Genomic DNA, 14,695 nt, shown 5'->3' on the forward strand with positions numbered 1-14,695 from the left:
CGTGTTCGAGACGACCCAGGAGGAAGTACGTGGATTCGTTCCAGCCCACCACCAAGACGCAGGCCGCGCTGACCTCGGCCCTGCAGGCGGCGTCCGCCGCGGGGAACCCGGAGATCTCTCCGGCGCACCTGCTGGTGGCGCTGCTCGACCAGACCGACGGGATCGCCGCACCGCTGCTCAAGGCGGTCGGGGTGGACCCCGTCACCATGCGCAACCGCGCACAGGAGAGCGTGGATCGCAAGCCGAAGGCCAGCGGCTCCACCACCACGCCGCAGCTCAGCCGCGAGTCCATCGCGTCGATCAGCGCCGCGCAGAAGCTCGCCACTGAGATGGGCGACCAGTACGTCTCCACCGAGCACGTGCTCTACGGGCTCGCGGAGGCGGGCGGCGAGGCCGCTCAGCTCCTCACGTCCGCCGGCGCCACCCCGCAGGAGCTGCGCGAGGCCTTCACGGCCGTCCGCGGCAGCGCGAAGGTCACCTCGCAGGACCCCGAGGGGCAGTACCAGGCGCTCGAGAAGTACTCGACCGACCTCACCGCGCGGGCCCGCGAGGGCAAGCTCGACCCGGTCATCGGGCGCGACAACGAGATCCGTCGTGTCGTGCAGGTCCTGAGCCGGCGCACCAAGAACAACCCGGTGCTCATCGGCGAGCCCGGCGTCGGCAAGACCGCCATCGTCGAGGGCCTGGCCCAGCGCGTGGTCACCGGCGACGTGCCGGAGTCGCTGCGCGGCAAGACGGTGATCTCGCTCGATCTCGGCTCGATGGTCGCGGGCGCCAAGTACCGCGGCGAGTTCGAGGAGCGGCTCAAGGCCGTCCTCGACGAGATCAAGGCCAGCTCCGGGCAGATCATCACCTTCATCGACGAGCTGCACACCATCGTGGGCGCCGGGGCCACCGGCGATTCCGCGATGGACGCGGGCAACATGATCAAGCCGATGCTGGCCCGCGGCGAGCTCCGACTCGTCGGCGCCACCACGCTCGACGAGTACCGCCAGTACATCGAGAAGGACGCCGCGCTCGAGCGCCGCTTCCAGCAGGTGCTGGTCGGCGAGCCGAGCGTGGAGGACACCGTCGGCATCCTGCGCGGCCTCAAGGAGCGCTACGAGGTGCACCACGGCGTGCGCATCACCGACTCCGCGCTGGTCGCCGCCGCCTCGCTCTCGGACCGCTACATCACGTCGCGCTTCCTGCCGGACAAGGCGATCGACCTCGTCGACGAGGCCGCGTCGCGCCTGCGGATGGAGATCGACTCCCGCCCCGAGGAGATCGACGCCGAGGAGCGGCTGGTCCGTCGCCTCGAGATCGAGGAGATGGCGCTGTCCAAGGAGTCCGACGCCGCGTCGAAGGACCGCCTGGAGAAGCTGCGCGGCGAGCTCGCCGATCACAAGGAGAAGCTGGCCCAGCTCACCTCGCGCTGGCAGAACGAGAAGGGCGCCATCGACTCGGTGCGCTCCCTCAAGGAGCAGCTCGAGACCCTCAAGGGTGAATCGGAGCGCGCCGAGCGCGACGGCGACCTCGGGCGCGCGGCGGAGCTGCGCTACGGCCAGATCCCCGCGCTGGAGAAGCAACTCGACGAGGCCGTCGCCACGTCGGGTGCCGCCTCCGACGGCGAGGTCATGCTCAAGGAGGAGGTCGGCCCCGACGACGTGGCCGACGTGGTCTCCGCCTGGACCGGCGTCCCCGCCGGCCGCATGCTCGAGGGCGAGACGGCGAAGCTGCTGCGCATGGAGTCGGAGATCGGCAAGCGCGTGATCGGCCAGGAGGCCGCGGTCACCGCGGTCTCGGATGCGGTGCGCCGCACCCGCGCCGGTGTCGCGGACCCGAACCGGCCCACCGGCTCGTTCCTGTTCCTCGGCCCCACGGGCGTGGGCAAGACGGAGCTGGCGAAGGGCCTCGCGGAGTTCCTCTTCGACGACGAGCGCGCCATGGTGCGCATCGACATGTCGGAGTACGGCGAGAAGCACTCCGTCGCACGGCTCGTCGGCGCGCCTCCCGGGTACGTCGGCTATGAGGCCGGCGGCCAGCTGACCGAGGCCGTGCGGCGCCGCCCCTACACGGTGGTGCTGTTCGACGAGGTCGAGAAGGCGCACCCGGACGTCTTCGACGTGCTGCTCCAGGTGCTCGACGAGGGCCGGCTCACCGACGGCCAGGGCCGCACGGTGGACTTCCGCAACACGATCCTGATCCTCACGTCGAACCTCGGCGCGGGCGGCACGCCCGAGCAGGTGATGGCCGCGGTGCGCGCGAAGTTCAAGCCGGAGTTCATCAACCGGCTCGACGACGTGCTGATCTTCGACTCGCTGAGCTCGGACCAGTTGACCGGCATCGTCGACATCCAGCTGGACCAGCTGCGCAAGCGGCTCTCGCAGCGTCGACTCGAGCTCGAGGTCTCCGACGAGGCCAAGGGCTGGCTCGCGGAGCGGGGTTTCGACCCGCTCTACGGCGCCCGGCCGCTGCGCCGCCTGGTGCAGCAGGCCATCGGCGATCAGCTCGCCAAGGCGCTGCTCGCGGGCGACATCCGTGACGGCGACACGGTGCACGTCACCGTCAGCGACGACGGCGACCGGCTGATCATCAGCTGATCACGTCCCTCTGTGGCCGGGTCCTGGCGGGCCCGGCCACAGTCGTATCGGTGTCGCGATCAGATGGAACCGGCCTTCTCGACGACGAGGATGCTCGCCTCGCCGACAGGTACCGCCTTGTGTTCGTCGCCCACCTCGGCGACACAGACGGTTCCGGGCGACAGCCTGCGTACGTGCTCCTCGCCGTGCTCATCGCGATAGTGCATGTCGACCTCACCGGCTACGACAGCGAACACCTCGATGCCGTCGTTCCGATGCCAGACGTACTCCCGATCGGTCCAGTGCAGTCGCACCGTCGCGGTGTGTAGTGACGCGAGATCGATGGCATCCCATGGCTTCTCCGGGGTGAAATCGCTGGTCGTGACGAAGCGCATGGGTCCTCCGGGTAGGGGGTCGGCGGCCTCCGAAGCCTAGCGAATCAGTCGCACGCAGGCGGTTCAGCGTGCCTCGGGCGCCGACAGCACGCCGGCGTGGAAGTCCGCGATCAGGGCGTCGACGGTGCCGCGGGCGTCGAAGCGGTTCGTGCCGATCACGCCGGTCGGACCGCGCTTGCACCAGCCGGCCACGTACACGCCGGCGAGCGCGGCACCGTCGGGACCGAGGACCCGGCCGTCCGCGTTCGGGATGGTGCCGGTGGCCTCGTCGTAGGGCACTCCGGGTACCGAGGTGCCGCGCAGCCCGATCGACGGCAGGACCAGGCCGCACTCCAGCTCCGACGGTGCGCCGTGGTCGTCGACGGCGACGATCAGGGCACCGTCGGCCGCGGTGATCGCGGTGGGCGCGGTCCCGAACCGCAGCACGACCCGCCGGCCGTCCGGGCCGGAATCCGCCGCCGGGAGCGCACGCAACAGCGACAGCTTCTGCGCGCGGTAGTAGCGGGCCTGCGCGTCGGCGGGCTCGTCGCCGGCGTCCTCGAGGTCGCCCGGCTCGACCACCACGGGCACGGTACGGGCCAGCCCCACCAGCTCCGGCGCGGTGAAGGCGGCGTGCTCCGGGCCCCGTCGGGCGAGGATCACGACCTCCCGCACCTGCGAATCCCGCAGCGCGGCGAGGGCCTCCTCGGTCATGTCGGTGCCGGCGAACGTCTCGGGGTCGGCGGTGAGGACCCGCGCGACGTCGAGCGCGACGTTGCCGTTGCCCAGCACCACGACGCGCTCGTGCGCGAGCGCGACGGAGAGGCCGGCGAAATCGGGATGGCCGTTGTACCAGGCCACGAAGTCCGCTGCGGCGGTGACACCCGGCAGGTCGGCACCCGGCAGGCCCAGGTCGCGGCCGTGCAGGGAGCCCACCGCGTACACCACCGCGTGATGCGACCGGGCCAGGTCCTCGTGCGTCACGTCCTCGCCGATCCGCACGCCCAGGTGCGTGGTCACGCCCGACTGCGTGCGCGACTTCGCGAACTGCTCCTGCACCTTCTTGGTGTCGGCGTGGTCGGGGGCCACGCCGAAGCGCACCAGCCCGCCGGTCTCCGGGAGCCGCTCGTAGACGTCGATCGTGGCCCGGACGTCGATGCGATGCTGCAACTCGCTCACCACGTAGTGCCCCGCCGCACCGGCGCCCACGACGGCGACGCTCAGCGTCTCGGCGTCCGACGACGGACGCTTGCGGCCGATCCGCGGGTCGGTGAACGGGTGGTCGCGGTCCGCGGCCGAGCCCACCGCCTCGTAGTACTCCGCGTTCATCGACTCGAACGGCGCCATCTCCGTGGTCAGCTCGTAATCGGTGGTGATCGCGGAGACGGGGCACGCGTCGATGCAGGCGCCGCAGTCGATGCACACGTCCGGGTCGATGTAGAGCATCTCGGCGGTGGCGTAGTCCGGCTCGTCGGGCGTGGGGTGGATGCAGTCGACGGGGCACTCGGGGACGCACGACGCGTCGTTGCAGCAGTTCTGGACGATCACGTGGGGCATGCCTCGATACTGTGCCGCCGACGGCGCGGGGGCAAGGGGCTCGCCGTGGAGATCCGGCCCGCTCGCTCCGCTCCCGGCGCCGTGTCGATCCGCCCGCTCGCTCCGCTCCCGGCGCGGCGACGTGTCAGGGTGGAGACATGACGACCTTGACGCCGCACGTCGTGCGGACCGCGCGCCACACCACGTCGTACCTCGCCTCCGGCCCCGCCGACGGCCCGCTGCTGATCTTCGTGCACGGCTGGCCCGAGCTCGGCTACACCTGGAGGCACCAGCTGCGCGCCCTCGGCGCGCTCGGCTTCCGGTGCGTCGCGCCCGACATGCGCGGCTACGGATCGTCGACCGTGCATCCCGAGAAGAGCGCGTACCGCCGGGAGGAGGCGGTCACCGACATGCTGGAGCTGCTCGCCGCGCTCGGGCGGTCGAGCGCGATCTGGATCGGCCACGACTGGGGCGGGCCCGTGGTGTGGAACATCGCCACCCACCATCCGGACGTCGTCGACGCGGTGGCCTCGCTCAACGTCCCGCACTTCCCGGCGAGCGGACCCTCGCCCTTCGACCTCATCGACCGCGACAAGTACCCCGCCAACGAGTACCCGTACGGCCAGTGGGACTACCAGGTGCACTACCTCAAGGCCTTCGACGAGGCGACGTCCCAGTTCGAGAGCGACATTCCCGGCCTCGTCGCCGCCTTGTTCCGCAGCGGCGATCCGCGCCACCTCGAGGGCCCGGCGCCCACTGCGCTGGTCACCCGGAACGGCGGCTGGTTCGGCGGGGGTCCGGTGCCGCAGCTGCCGCACGACCCGGCGGTTCTCACCCCCGAGGACCACGCCGTCTACGTCGCGGCCTTCGAGCGGAACGGCATGGCCGGACCCAACTCCTGGTACGTCAACACCCCCGCCGACGTCGAGTACGCGAAGACGGAACTCGACGACGGCCGGATCGACAAGCCGGCGTTGTTCCTGCACGGCCGCTACGACGCGACCCTCGACACCGTGGGGACCGGGCTCGCCGACCCGATGCGCGCGGCGTGCACGGACCTCACCGAGGTGATCGTCGATTCCGGGCACTGGATGGGGGAGGAGAAGCCCGCCGAGGTCAGCGCGGCGATCGCGGGCTGGATCGCCCGCAGCGTCCCTGCGTCCTGGCCGGTTACGCTGGGTGCATGACTTCGACCGTCGCTGATGTCGCGGACGTCAAGTACGTCCTGCTGACCACCTTCCGCAAGGACGGCACCCCCGTCGCGACCCCGATCTGGGCCGTGCGCGACGGTGCCGACCTCGTGGTGTGGACCGTCAGCGACTCCTGGAAGGTCAAGCGGCTGCGGCGCAACCCGTCGGTACTGGTCCAGGCCTGCGACGCGCGCGGCAAGAAGACCACGGGCCCCGAGGTCGCGGGCACGGGCGAGGTCTTCGACGGCGGTGAGGCCGCGTCGAAGATCGCGAAGAAGTACGGGATCCTCGGCTGGCTCACCGTGACCGGTTCCAAGCTCCGACGGGGATCGGGCGGGACCGTCGGGATCCGGGTCCGCGACGCGGAGTGATTCCGAAACCGCGTCGACGTGCGGTCAGGACGAAGTATGTCCATCGTGGCCGAACTCGAACGCGGTTTCCGTCAGCGTGACGCGTCGTGACGCCGCTCGACGGCAGGCAGCAGGCCGAGGTGAGCGACGCAGTCCGGGGCGGCAGTGGTGAGAAGGCCCGGCTCGCCGGGGTAGCCGCGGCCGCATCAGCGCAGCGTCTCGACCAGGCCCACCGCCGCGAGCGCCACCACGAGCCCGACGAAGGCCGCTGCGCGGCCGGGCCCGAGCGGCGCCCGGTGCAGGCGGGAGGCGACGGCGACCACGGCCACCACCAGGCACACCAGCGCCGCGGCCGGCCAGCTCGACAGCGCGGCGCGGCCGACGATCGCCGCGGTCAGGAGCACCGCGACGACCGTGCGCACCCGGGCGAGCTGGGTCCGCTCCGCGGCCAGGGTCGACGGTGCGCTCACGTCACCAGCAGCGACACCGCCAGGACGCCGCCCGCGACCAGGATCAGCGCCGCGAGGACGAGCGTGGCGGGGGAGCCGCGCAGCTCCCGGCCGGTCCGCATCGCACCCTCGACCGACACCCAGCGGACGAAGGCGAACCCCGCCAGGCCGGCGGCGACGAGCAGCAGCACCACGACCAGCGGCGTGCGCACGGGCGAGGGCACGACATGCGGTGCGAAGGCCTCCAGACCGACCGCCGCCGCGACCAGCCCGAGCGCGGTGCGGATCCACGCGAGGAAGGTCCGCTCGTTCGCCAGAGTGAACCGCGCGTCCGGCGCCTCACCATCGGTGAGGGCGCGCGGCGGCCACAGTCGTCCCACGCCGACAACGCTAGCGGGGTGCATAGAGATTCGCCCGTCACATTCACAGGCCCGTCTCAGACACGACGAATAGTTTCGCGCAGGGCGCGCTCGACGAGGCGCACGATGAGGACGGGAACGCATGCGAGGAGGTGGTCGCCGTGGGTGGTGACGCGCGCTCCCGCGGCCCCTGGCCCGCCGTGGTCCTGTGTCTCCTGGGGATCGGTGTCGTCGGCGCGGGCATCGCATACGCGTTGCACATGTCCGCCGACCTGGGCAGTGCCCGCCGCGTGCTCCCCGCGGCCCAGTCCGCCGGCGTCTCCGTCAGCGATCAGCGCTCCGTCGCCATCACGCCGGGGCGGGAGGTCATCGGCGCGGTGATCTCCGTCGGCGACGGCGCCGTGACGGTGCGCTCGGCGCCCGACGGCCGCACCGTCGTCCTGCGCACCGGCCCCACCACCCAGGTGACCACCACGCACGGCAGCACGCTGTCCGATATCGAGGTCGGCGACGTGGTCATGATCCAGGTGAGCGCCGACGGGAAGTCGGCCCTGGCGATCTACGCGGGTCAGATCTCGGTCGCCGGAACTCCGTCGGTCGGGTGAAGTCCCCGGTCGACGCGCTACTGTAGTGGCGATGTCGTACGTAGTGTTCCTGATCCTCGCGGTGGTCTGCGCGGCGCTCGCCGCCGCGCTCATCTGGTATGAGCGCAACCACACGCCCGCCATGAACTCCGAACGCGCCGACTGGGCCGCCGAGCGCGAGTTCGTCTACAGCGCGGCCGACCCGTCCCTGCACGACGAGTTCCACCGGGGCGGCATGGCCGTCGCCGGTGACCCGCCGATCGTCGACGTCGCCTACGGCAGCTACTTCGGTGCGGCCGCCTACGTCTTCGACCTGCAGGACACCGTCACGGTCGTGGCCGTGAGCCGGGGCGCGACGTCGGGCGCCCTGCTCGACCTGCGGCCCGAGGGCCGGCCCGGTCCCGCCGAGCCCGGCATGGAGCCGCTCGGCGCGCTGGGGCCGCGCGTGCTGTACACGAACAACGCCGAGGTCGCGCGCCGCGTCGCCGATCGCCGCATGATCACGTTCGCCGAGCAGGTGCCCGACTACATCGAGTCGCTGTGGAACGAGGGCGAGTGGACGCTGGCGTCCACGGCCGTGACCGACGACCCCGACGACCTCGACGAGGCGCTCGAAGCCGTGCGCCGCTTCGGCGACCTGCTCCGCGTCCTCCCGCCGGAGGGCCACGCGCGCGTCGTCACGTCGGGCGGGCCCCGCGACCCGGGCCAGCCCGTGCCCGTCCGCTCCGGCAAGGAGTCCGGACGGTGACCGGCGCCGGGAACGGAGTGAGCGGATCGAACGTGAGCGCATCGCTCGACCCGACGGCCACGGCCCGGCTCGCCGAGCTGGTCCGCGCGCTGGCCGTCGTGCACGGCAAGGTCACGCTCTCCAGCGGCCGTGAGGCGGACTATTACGTCGACCTGCGCCGCGCGACGCTGCACCACGAGGCCTCCCCGCTGATCGGCGCGCTGCTGCGCGAGCTCACCGCCGACTGGGACTTCACCGCCGTCGGCGGCCTCACCCTGGGCGCCGATCCGGTCGCCACCGCCGTCATGCACGCGCCCGGCCGTCCGATCGACGCTTTCGTCGTGAGGAAGGCCGCGAAGGCGCACGGCATGCAGCGCCAGGTCGAGGGCCCCGACGTCGTCGGCAAGCGCGTCCTCGTCGTCGAGGACACCACGACCACCGGCAACTCGCCCCTCACGGCCGTCCGTGCGCTCCGCGACATCGGCGCCGAGGTCGTGGGCGTCGCGACCGTCGTCGACCGCGCCACCGGCGCCGCCGACGTCATCGCCGCCGAGGGCCTCGAGTACCGCTCGGTGCTCGGCCTCGCCGACCTGGGGCTGTGACCTCCTCGTCCGACGCCGCGGGGGGCCCGGACGAGCAACTCGGGCCGACCGAGTGGGTGACGGGCCTGCCCGGACCGCACACCGTCGGGCTGGGGCCGTGGGCCGACGAGCACCCCGGCGAGCCCGCCCCGACCGATCCCCGGTACGACCCGCAGCTGCTCGCCGAGGGCGATCGCCGCAACGTGGTCGACGCCTACCGGTACTGGACGCGGGAGGCGATCGTCGCCGACCTGGATGCGCGCCGGCACCCCTTCGAGGTGGCGATCGAGAACCTGGGCCACGACGCCAACATCGGCACCGTCGTGCGCACCGCCAACGCCTTCGGCGCCCGGGCCGTGCACATCGTCGGGCGTCGGCGGTGGAACCGGCGCGGCGCCATGGTCACCGACCGCTACCAGCACCTGCACCACCACGCGGACGTCGACGCCCTCGCCGCCTGGTGCGCGGAGCGCGACCTGCCGATCGTCGCCGTCGACAACCTGCCGGGCTCCGTGCCGTTGGAACGCGCCCCGCTGCCCCGGCGCTGCCTGCTCCTGTTCGGACAGGAGGGACCGGGGGTCTCCGGGGGCGCGCGGCACGTCGCCGGCACGACGGTGTCGATCGCCCAGTTCGGGTCGACCCGCTCGATCAACGTCGGCGTCGCGGCCGGTATCGCCATGCACGCCTGGGTCCGCGAGCACGCCGACCTCGACGCGGCGTGGTGACCGCTCGCTGACCTGCGCGGACGTGCACACGTCGGTGACCCGTGATGTGATGTCATCATGAGTTCGGTCGAGTGGAATCAGCGTGCGGCCGCGGCGCAGGCCGCGGTCGTGGAGCGGCACCTGAAACCCGTCTGGGGCATCCCCGGCACCCTGCTCGGCACCCCCGCGTACCCGGCGACCCGGCGTGATGCGCTGTTCGTCAGCTGGAACTACTGGTGGCAGGCGCACCTGCTCGACGTGGCCGTGGACGCCTACGTGCGGGACGGCGCACCGTCGACCCGGAAGCTGGTGCTGCGCATCGCCCGCGGCCACCGGCTGCGCAACCTGCTGCGCGTCACCAACTCCTACTACGACGACATGGCATGGATGGGGCTCGCGCTGGAGCGCGCGCAGCGGCACGCCGGGCTGAACGCGCACCGCCGGCTGCGGGTGCTGCGCGACGTCCTCTACGACGCCTGGGTGCCCGACGCCGGCGGCGGCATCACCTGGCGGACGAAGGGGCTCTTCCTCAACGCGCCCGCCAACGGCCCGGCCGGGATCTTCCTCGCCCGGATGGGGCGCTTCGAGCGCGCGGAGGAGACCTCCGACTGGCTGTACCGGCGGCTGCTCGACCTGGAGACGGGGCTGATCAACGACGGGGTCGACGGCGACTACGACAGCCCCGAGGTCGGCAAGATCTACCCGGAGAAGTACTCCTACAACCAGGGCGTCACGATCGGCCTGGACACGGAGCTCTCCTCGGACCTGGCGCCCACGCACGCGGTCCGCGCCGCGGGACTCATCGCTGCGGTCGCCGAGCACATGACCGAGGGCGACGTCATCATCGGCGGTGACGGGGGCGACGGCGGCCTGTTCAACGGCATCCTCATCCGTTACCTGGCGCTCGCGGCGCGGTCCCTGCGCGGCCCGGGCGCGGAGGACGCGCGGGACACGGCGTCGGCGATCGTCTTCGCGTCCGCGGAGGCGGCCTGGCGCGGGACCCGCGAGCTGGACGGGCGCGTGTTGTTCTCCGCGGACTGGACCCGCGACGCCCGGATCCCGGGCACTACGGACGCGCCCGCCTACTTCACCGGCGGCACCGTGCGGTCCAGCGAGACCCCGGAACGCGACCTGTCGGTGCAGGTCGGTGGTTGGATGGCGATGGAGGCCGCGGCGGCGCTCGCACGGAGCTGAGCCGGGCGCCGGGACCGAGGAGGTCGCCATGCAGGTCATCGAGGTCGACGGTGCCGCGCTCGCGGTCGACGCGACGGGGCCGGCCCACGGCCCGACGGTGCTGCTCGTCGCCGGCGGCGGGCAGTCGATGGACTGGTGGACACCGGAGTTCTGCGCGCTACTCGCGGGCGACGACCTGCGGGTGATCCGCTACGACCATCGCGACACCGGGCAGTCCGCGGCCTCGCCGCCCGGGGCCCCGGACTACACCGGCACCGACCTCGCGGCCGACCCCGTGCGGATCCTCGACGCGCTCGGCATCGACGCCGCGCACCTCGTCGGCATGTCGATGGGCGCAGGGATCGGCCAGACGGTGGCGGTACGGGAACCCGGCAGGGTGCTGTCGCTGACGCTGATCGAGTCCAGCCCGGCCGGCGGCGACCGCGGCCCGCTGCCCGGCCCGGCGCCCGCAGTGGCCGCGAGCTTCGAGGAGGCGCCGCCGGAGATCGACTGGTCCGACGAGGCGGCGGTCATCGACTACCGCGTCGCCGTCGAACGACCCTACGCCGGCCCCGGTGGCCTCGACGAGGAACGGACGCGGACGATCGCGGCGCGCGAGGTGCGCCGGACGCGGAACATGGCGTCGTCGCTGAACAACCACTTCCTCGCGGAGCCCGCGCCGCCCGTCGATCCCGCGGCGATCGCCGCCCCGGCGCTCGTGATCCACAGTGCCGACGACCCGATGTTCCCGCTGCCGCACGGCGAGGCGCTGGCGCGGATGATCCCGGACGCGCGACTACTCGCACTGCACGGGCCGGGGCACGAGATCCCACCGCCCGCGACATGGGACGTGGTGATCCCCGCACTCCGCGCTCACGTCCTCGGCCGGGAGGCGTGAGCGGCGCCTAGCCCGCTTCCAGGTGCGGGGCGTCCGCGGCGGTGGCCCCGGCCGCGGTGCCGCGGTGCACCGGGCAACCCGGGGCGAAGGTGCCCAGCGCCTCGGTGCGGAAACCCTTCGGGTAGCTGCGGATCCGATGATTGTTCCGCACCAGTGCGGGTGTGCGCCGCGACGGCATCACGGCGAGGAAGCGGGCCCGCAGCGTCATCGCGGCGGTCGAGAGCCGCCGCACGAGCGGCCCGGGATCGTCGTAATGGAAGGCGCGCAGCAGCGGCGGGTCCATGAGGGCGCGGCTGAAGACGCCGATCGCCGGGCGCACGGGCGCGAGGTAGAAGCTCTTGAGTAGTGCGAGGGTCGAGTCGGCGACGCGGCGGGCGCCCTCGTCGAAGGCGAAGTGCTCGGCCTCGTAGCGGTCCATGTAGTCGGCGAACTCGTCGTACGTCGCGGGGATGTTCGGGATCGCCATGTGCTTGCCGAGCGACTGGTAGTAGCGGACCGTCGCCAGCTTCTCGGCCTCGGTGAGCTCGCGCCAGCCGTAGTCGGCGATCCACCGGACCGGCACCACGACGAAGGTGCACAGCACGTAGCGCATGTCGTCGTCGGAGATGTCGTACATCTTGTGCATCTGGTTGATGCGCCGGATCGCGGACTTGCCCTCCGGGCTGGCGAAGCCCTTGAGCAGCGGGACCTCGAGGAGGAGCGCGGTGTCGTCGTAGCGTTTCTGGACCCGCTCGGTGAACTCGCCAGTGTCGGCCAACAGGCGGCCGATGCTGGGCACCGCGTACGTCCGGAACAACGCGAAGCTCAGTGCCTGGGTGATGTCCCACGGGAAGTCGTAGGTCCCGAGGTTCCGGGAGATCTCGACGAAGTCGGTCTCCGGGTCCAGGCCGCGGTTGCGGTCGATCTTCCAGGGCCGCAGCGAGCGGGCCGCAGGTAACTGCATGACGTCTCCTCCGTGGGCTGACCTCACTGTAAGTCGACTTATACAGATGTGCAAGAGGTCACACTCGGTGTGACAACGTGCGTGGCCTGGACCTGATGGCCACATGTACCAATCATTGGTAATCTGCGGGACATGGCGACGAACACTTCGATCAGCCTCGATGACCACATGACCGAGTTCCTCGCTCGAGAGGTGGCGACGGGCCGCTACCGATCCGCGAGCGAGGTCGTCCGTGCGGGACTCCGCATGCTCGAGGATCACGAGACCCGAATGGCCTCGCTCCGCGACGCATTGATCGCCGGCGAGCAGAGCGGTGACCCGGAGCCCTTCGACTTCGACGACTTCTTCGCCGCCAAGAAAGCGTGAACGCGTTTCGGCTCACCCCTGCCGCGCGGCACGACCTCTCCTCGATCTGGGATTACACGGAGGAGCGCTGGGACGTTCGGCAGGCGGAGGCGTACCTCGTCGAGATCCGTGCCGCGATCGAGCGCATTGCCGAGGATCCCGACCGGGGTCGGGCGTGCGACGACGTCCGTGACGGCTATCGGCGATACGCGATCGGGAGCCACCTGATCTTCTATCGAGCACGCAGCGGTGGGATCGATGTCGTCCGCGTCCTGCATCAGCGCATGGACCCCACGCGGCACCTCTGACGGAGCTTCAGTCCTCGGTCAGGGCACCGTCGGCCATGCGCCAGCGCCGCGTCGCGCGGACGGTGTCGAGCATGCGCCGGTCGTGCGTGACGAGGACGACGGTGCCGTCGAAGGATTCGACGGCCTGCTCCAACTGCTCGATGGCGGGCAGGTCGAGGTGGTTGGTCGGCTCGTCGAGCACCAGCAGGTTCACGCCGCGTGCCTGCAGCAGTGCGAGCGCGGCGCGGGTCCGCTCGCCGGGGGAGAGTGACGAGGCCGGACGCAGCACGTGATGCCCGCGCAGCCCGAACTTCGCGAGCAGGGTCCGCACGTCGGCGGGCGGCGTCTCCGGCACCTCCGCGCAGAAGGCGTCCAGCAGCGGACCGTCGGACAGGAAGCGGCCCCGGGCCTGGTCGACCTCGCCCACCTCGACCCCGGCACCGAGTGCGACCGAACCCGCGGACGGGGCCAGACGCCCGAGCAGCAGCCCCAGCAGCGTGGACTTCCCGGCCCCGTTCGGGCCGGTGAGCAGGATCCGGTCGCCGTACTCGACGCTCACCGACACCGGCCCGACGGTGAGTCCCGGGTAGGACACCGTGGCCCCGGACGCGGTCACCACGACCGTCCCGCTGCGCGGAGCGGCCGCGATCTCCATCCGCAGCTCCCACTCCTTGCGCGGCTCCGCGACGACCTCGAGCCGCTCGATGGCGCGCTCGGTCTGCCGCGCCTTCGACGCCTGCTTCTCCGTCGATTCCAGCCGCGCCTTGCGGCCCGCCTTGTCGGGGTCGGAGCCGTTCTTCATCTTCCGGCGGGCGTTGCGGACGCCGTGCTCCATCCAGTTGCGCTGCATCTGCGCGCGCTCCTGCAGGTCGGAGAGCCTGCCCGCGTACTCGTCGTACTCCTCGCGCGCGTGCCGCCGCGCGACCTCCCGCTCCACCAGGTAGGCCTCGTAACCGCCGCCGTAGACGCCGATCTGCTGCTGCGCGAGGTCCAGCTCCACGACGACGGTCACCGTCCGCGCCAGGAACTCGCGGTCGTGCGAGACCACGACGATCGCGGTCGCCGCCTCGGCCACGAAGCGCTCCAGCAGCTCGAGGCCGGCCAGGTCCAGGTCGTTGGTCGGCTCGTCGAGCAGCAGCACGTCGTAGCGCGACGCGAGCACCGCCGCGAGGCCCGCACGGGCGGCCTGCCCGCCCGAGAGCCCCGTCATCGCGGCGTCCGCGTCGTCGAGGCCCACGTCGGACAGGATCGTCGCGAGCCGCTGGTCCAGGTCGGCGCCGCCGAGCGCGAGCGCTGCGGCGTCCATCGCCTCCTGCGCCGCGGCGACACCGGTCCGTCGGGCGACGAACTCCGCGACCGTCTCGCCCGGGCGGCGCTCGTGCTCCTGCGCCAGGTATCCGACCTCTGCGTCGGCGGGGGAGAGCTCGACGGTGCCGGTGACGTCGGGGCCGCCATCCGCGCCCACCCCGGCGAGCAGCTTGAGCAGCGTGGACTTGCCGGCGCCGTTCGCGCCCACGAGCCCGACCACGTCGCCCGGTGCGATCACGAGGTCGAGCCCGGAGAACAGGGTGCGGTCGGCGTATGCGACGGACAGGTCGCGGGTCTGCAGGACGGTCATGCCGGTCGCCCGGACG

At 72.0% G+C, this 14,695-nt stretch carries 17 protein-coding genes; 11 read left to right on the plus strand and 6 right to left on the minus strand.

Going from position 1 to position 14,695, the window contains the following annotated elements; all coding sequences use genetic code 11:
- Positions 1-29: 29 nt before the first annotated feature.
- Positions 30-2,582: an ATP-dependent chaperone ClpB gene (gene clpB / locus FK530_RS04010; protein ID WP_146485697.1), complete on the plus strand. Its 2,553-nt coding sequence runs from the start codon at positions 30-32 to the stop codon at positions 2,580-2,582.
- 59 nt (positions 2,583-2,641) lie between these two features.
- On the opposite strand, the gene FK530_RS04015 is transcribed toward clpB, so the two are convergent.
- Both FK530_RS04015 and FK530_RS04020 read right to left on the minus strand, forming a co-directional pair.
- The gene (locus FK530_RS04015; RefSeq protein ID WP_146485698.1) at positions 2,642-2,956 is read right to left on the minus strand and encodes a cupin domain-containing protein; all 315 of its coding nucleotides are present in this window, start codon (positions 2,954-2,956) and stop codon (positions 2,642-2,644) included.
- 63 nt (positions 2,957-3,019) lie between these two features.
- Positions 3,020-4,492 (minus strand): FAD-dependent oxidoreductase, encoded by a 1,473-nt coding sequence (locus tag FK530_RS04020; protein ID WP_146485699.1) that lies wholly within the window; start codon positions 4,490-4,492, stop codon positions 3,020-3,022.
- Positions 4,493-4,629: 137 nt separating this feature from the next.
- Between FK530_RS04020 and FK530_RS04025 the strand changes: the two genes are divergently transcribed.
- Entirely contained in the window at positions 4,630-5,658 is a 1,029-nt protein-coding gene (locus FK530_RS04025; RefSeq protein WP_146485700.1) for an alpha/beta hydrolase, read from the plus strand.
- A complete protein-coding gene (locus tag FK530_RS04030) occupies positions 5,655-6,032 on the plus strand; it encodes a PPOX class F420-dependent oxidoreductase (RefSeq protein WP_146485701.1) in 378 nt (125 codons plus the stop codon). Before FK530_RS04025 ends, FK530_RS04030 begins: the two co-directional genes overlap by 4 nt.
- 185 nt (positions 6,033-6,217) lie before the next feature.
- Here FK530_RS04030 and FK530_RS04035 read toward each other — a convergent pair whose 3' ends face one another.
- Positions 6,218-6,481: a DUF202 domain-containing protein gene (locus FK530_RS04035; protein WP_146485702.1), complete on the minus strand. Its 264-nt coding sequence runs from the start codon at positions 6,479-6,481 to the stop codon at positions 6,218-6,220.
- Entirely contained in the window at positions 6,478-6,864 is a 387-nt protein-coding gene (locus FK530_RS04040) for a YidH family protein (protein WP_146485703.1), read from the minus strand. Before FK530_RS04040 ends, FK530_RS04035 begins: the two co-directional genes overlap by 4 nt.
- Positions 6,865-6,980: 116 nt before the next feature.
- Here FK530_RS04040 and FK530_RS04045 point away from each other — a divergent pair, with 116 nt between their 5' ends.
- The 6 genes from FK530_RS04045 to FK530_RS04070 are packed head-to-tail and all read left to right on the plus strand — an operon-like array spanning position 6,981 to position 11,486.
- Positions 6,981-7,424, plus strand: a complete 444-nt coding sequence (locus FK530_RS04045) for a hypothetical protein (RefSeq protein WP_146485704.1) — start codon at positions 6,981-6,983, stop codon at positions 7,422-7,424.
- 31 nt (positions 7,425-7,455) lie between these two features.
- Positions 7,456-8,151 carry a TtfA family protein gene (locus tag FK530_RS25755; RefSeq protein WP_158645023.1) on the plus strand — a complete coding sequence of 232 codons (696 nt, stop codon included), beginning with the start codon at positions 7,456-7,458 and terminating at the stop codon, positions 8,149-8,151.
- A 32-nt stretch (positions 8,152-8,183) separates the two neighbouring features.
- Positions 8,184-8,732 carry an orotate phosphoribosyltransferase gene (gene pyrE, locus FK530_RS04055; protein ID WP_146485705.1) on the plus strand — a complete coding sequence of 183 codons (549 nt, stop codon included), beginning with the start codon at positions 8,184-8,186 and terminating at the stop codon, positions 8,730-8,732.
- Entirely contained in the window at positions 8,729-9,436 is a 708-nt protein-coding gene (locus FK530_RS04060) for a TrmH family RNA methyltransferase (RefSeq protein WP_410468453.1), read from the plus strand. Before pyrE ends, FK530_RS04060 begins: the two co-directional genes overlap by 4 nt.
- Positions 9,437-9,493: 57 nt before the next feature.
- Positions 9,494-10,609 carry a glycoside hydrolase family 76 protein gene (locus FK530_RS04065; RefSeq protein WP_146485706.1) on the plus strand — a complete coding sequence of 372 codons (1,116 nt, stop codon included), beginning with the start codon at positions 9,494-9,496 and terminating at the stop codon, positions 10,607-10,609.
- A gap of 28 nt (positions 10,610-10,637) precedes the next feature.
- Entirely contained in the window at positions 10,638-11,486 is an 849-nt protein-coding gene (locus FK530_RS04070) for an alpha/beta fold hydrolase (protein ID WP_146485707.1), read from the plus strand.
- 7 nt (positions 11,487-11,493) lie between these two features.
- Here FK530_RS04070 and FK530_RS04075 read toward each other — a convergent pair whose 3' ends face one another.
- Positions 11,494-12,429 (minus strand): oxygenase MpaB family protein, encoded by a 936-nt coding sequence (locus tag FK530_RS04075; RefSeq protein WP_146485708.1) that lies wholly within the window; start codon positions 12,427-12,429, stop codon positions 11,494-11,496.
- Positions 12,430-12,561: 132 nt separating this feature from the next.
- Between FK530_RS04075 and FK530_RS04080 the strand changes: the two genes are divergently transcribed.
- Positions 12,562-12,795 (plus strand): type II toxin-antitoxin system ParD family antitoxin, encoded by a 234-nt coding sequence (locus FK530_RS04080; protein ID WP_146485709.1) that lies wholly within the window; start codon positions 12,562-12,564, stop codon positions 12,793-12,795.
- The gene (locus FK530_RS04085; RefSeq protein ID WP_146485710.1) at positions 12,792-13,082 is read left to right on the plus strand and encodes a type II toxin-antitoxin system RelE/ParE family toxin; all 291 of its coding nucleotides are present in this window, start codon (positions 12,792-12,794) and stop codon (positions 13,080-13,082) included. The genes FK530_RS04080 and FK530_RS04085 overlap by 4 nt, the downstream gene beginning before the upstream one ends.
- 7 nt (positions 13,083-13,089) lie before the next feature.
- Here FK530_RS04085 and FK530_RS04090 read toward each other — a convergent pair whose 3' ends face one another.
- On the minus strand, positions 13,090-14,679 hold the full coding sequence (locus FK530_RS04090; RefSeq protein ID WP_146485711.1) for an ABC-F family ATP-binding cassette domain-containing protein: 1,590 nt from the start codon (positions 14,677-14,679) through the stop codon (positions 13,090-13,092).
- Between the last annotated feature and the right edge of the window lie 16 nt (positions 14,680-14,695).

Origin of the sequence: Tsukamurella conjunctivitidis (assembly GCF_007858475.1) — a bacterium.
GTDB classification, from domain to species: domain Bacteria; phylum Actinomycetota; class Actinomycetes; order Mycobacteriales; family Mycobacteriaceae; genus Tsukamurella; species Tsukamurella conjunctivitidis.

Excerpts from the sequence above, each read along its gene's own strand:
- FK530_RS04015 (WP_146485698.1), bottom strand. The coding sequence starts at position 2,956 with ATGCGCTTCGTCACGACCAGCGATTTCACCCCGGAGAAGCCATGGGAT.
- FK530_RS04020 (WP_146485699.1), bottom strand. The coding sequence starts at position 4,492 with ATGCCCCACGTGATCGTCCAGAACTGCTGCAACGACGCGTCGTGCGTC.
- FK530_RS04025 (WP_146485700.1), top strand. The coding sequence starts at position 4,630 with ATGACGACCTTGACGCCGCACGTCGTGCGGACCGCGCGCCACACCACG.
- FK530_RS04030 (WP_146485701.1), top strand. The coding sequence starts at position 5,655 with ATGACTTCGACCGTCGCTGATGTCGCGGACGTCAAGTACGTCCTGCTG.
- FK530_RS04040 (WP_146485703.1), bottom strand. The coding sequence starts at position 6,864 with ATGCACCCCGCTAGCGTTGTCGGCGTGGGACGACTGTGGCCGCCGCGC.
- FK530_RS25755 (WP_158645023.1), top strand. The coding sequence starts at position 7,456 with ATGTCGTACGTAGTGTTCCTGATCCTCGCGGTGGTCTGCGCGGCGCTC.
- FK530_RS04065 (WP_146485706.1), top strand. The coding sequence starts at position 9,494 with ATGAGTTCGGTCGAGTGGAATCAGCGTGCGGCCGCGGCGCAGGCCGCG.
- FK530_RS04070 (WP_146485707.1), top strand. The coding sequence starts at position 10,638 with ATGCAGGTCATCGAGGTCGACGGTGCCGCGCTCGCGGTCGACGCGACG.
- FK530_RS04075 (WP_146485708.1), bottom strand. The coding sequence starts at position 12,429 with ATGCAGTTACCTGCGGCCCGCTCGCTGCGGCCCTGGAAGATCGACCGC.
- FK530_RS04080 (WP_146485709.1), top strand. The coding sequence starts at position 12,562 with ATGGCGACGAACACTTCGATCAGCCTCGATGACCACATGACCGAGTTC.
- FK530_RS04090 (WP_146485711.1), bottom strand. The coding sequence starts at position 14,679 with ATGACCGTCCTGCAGACCCGCGACCTGTCCGTCGCATACGCCGACCGC.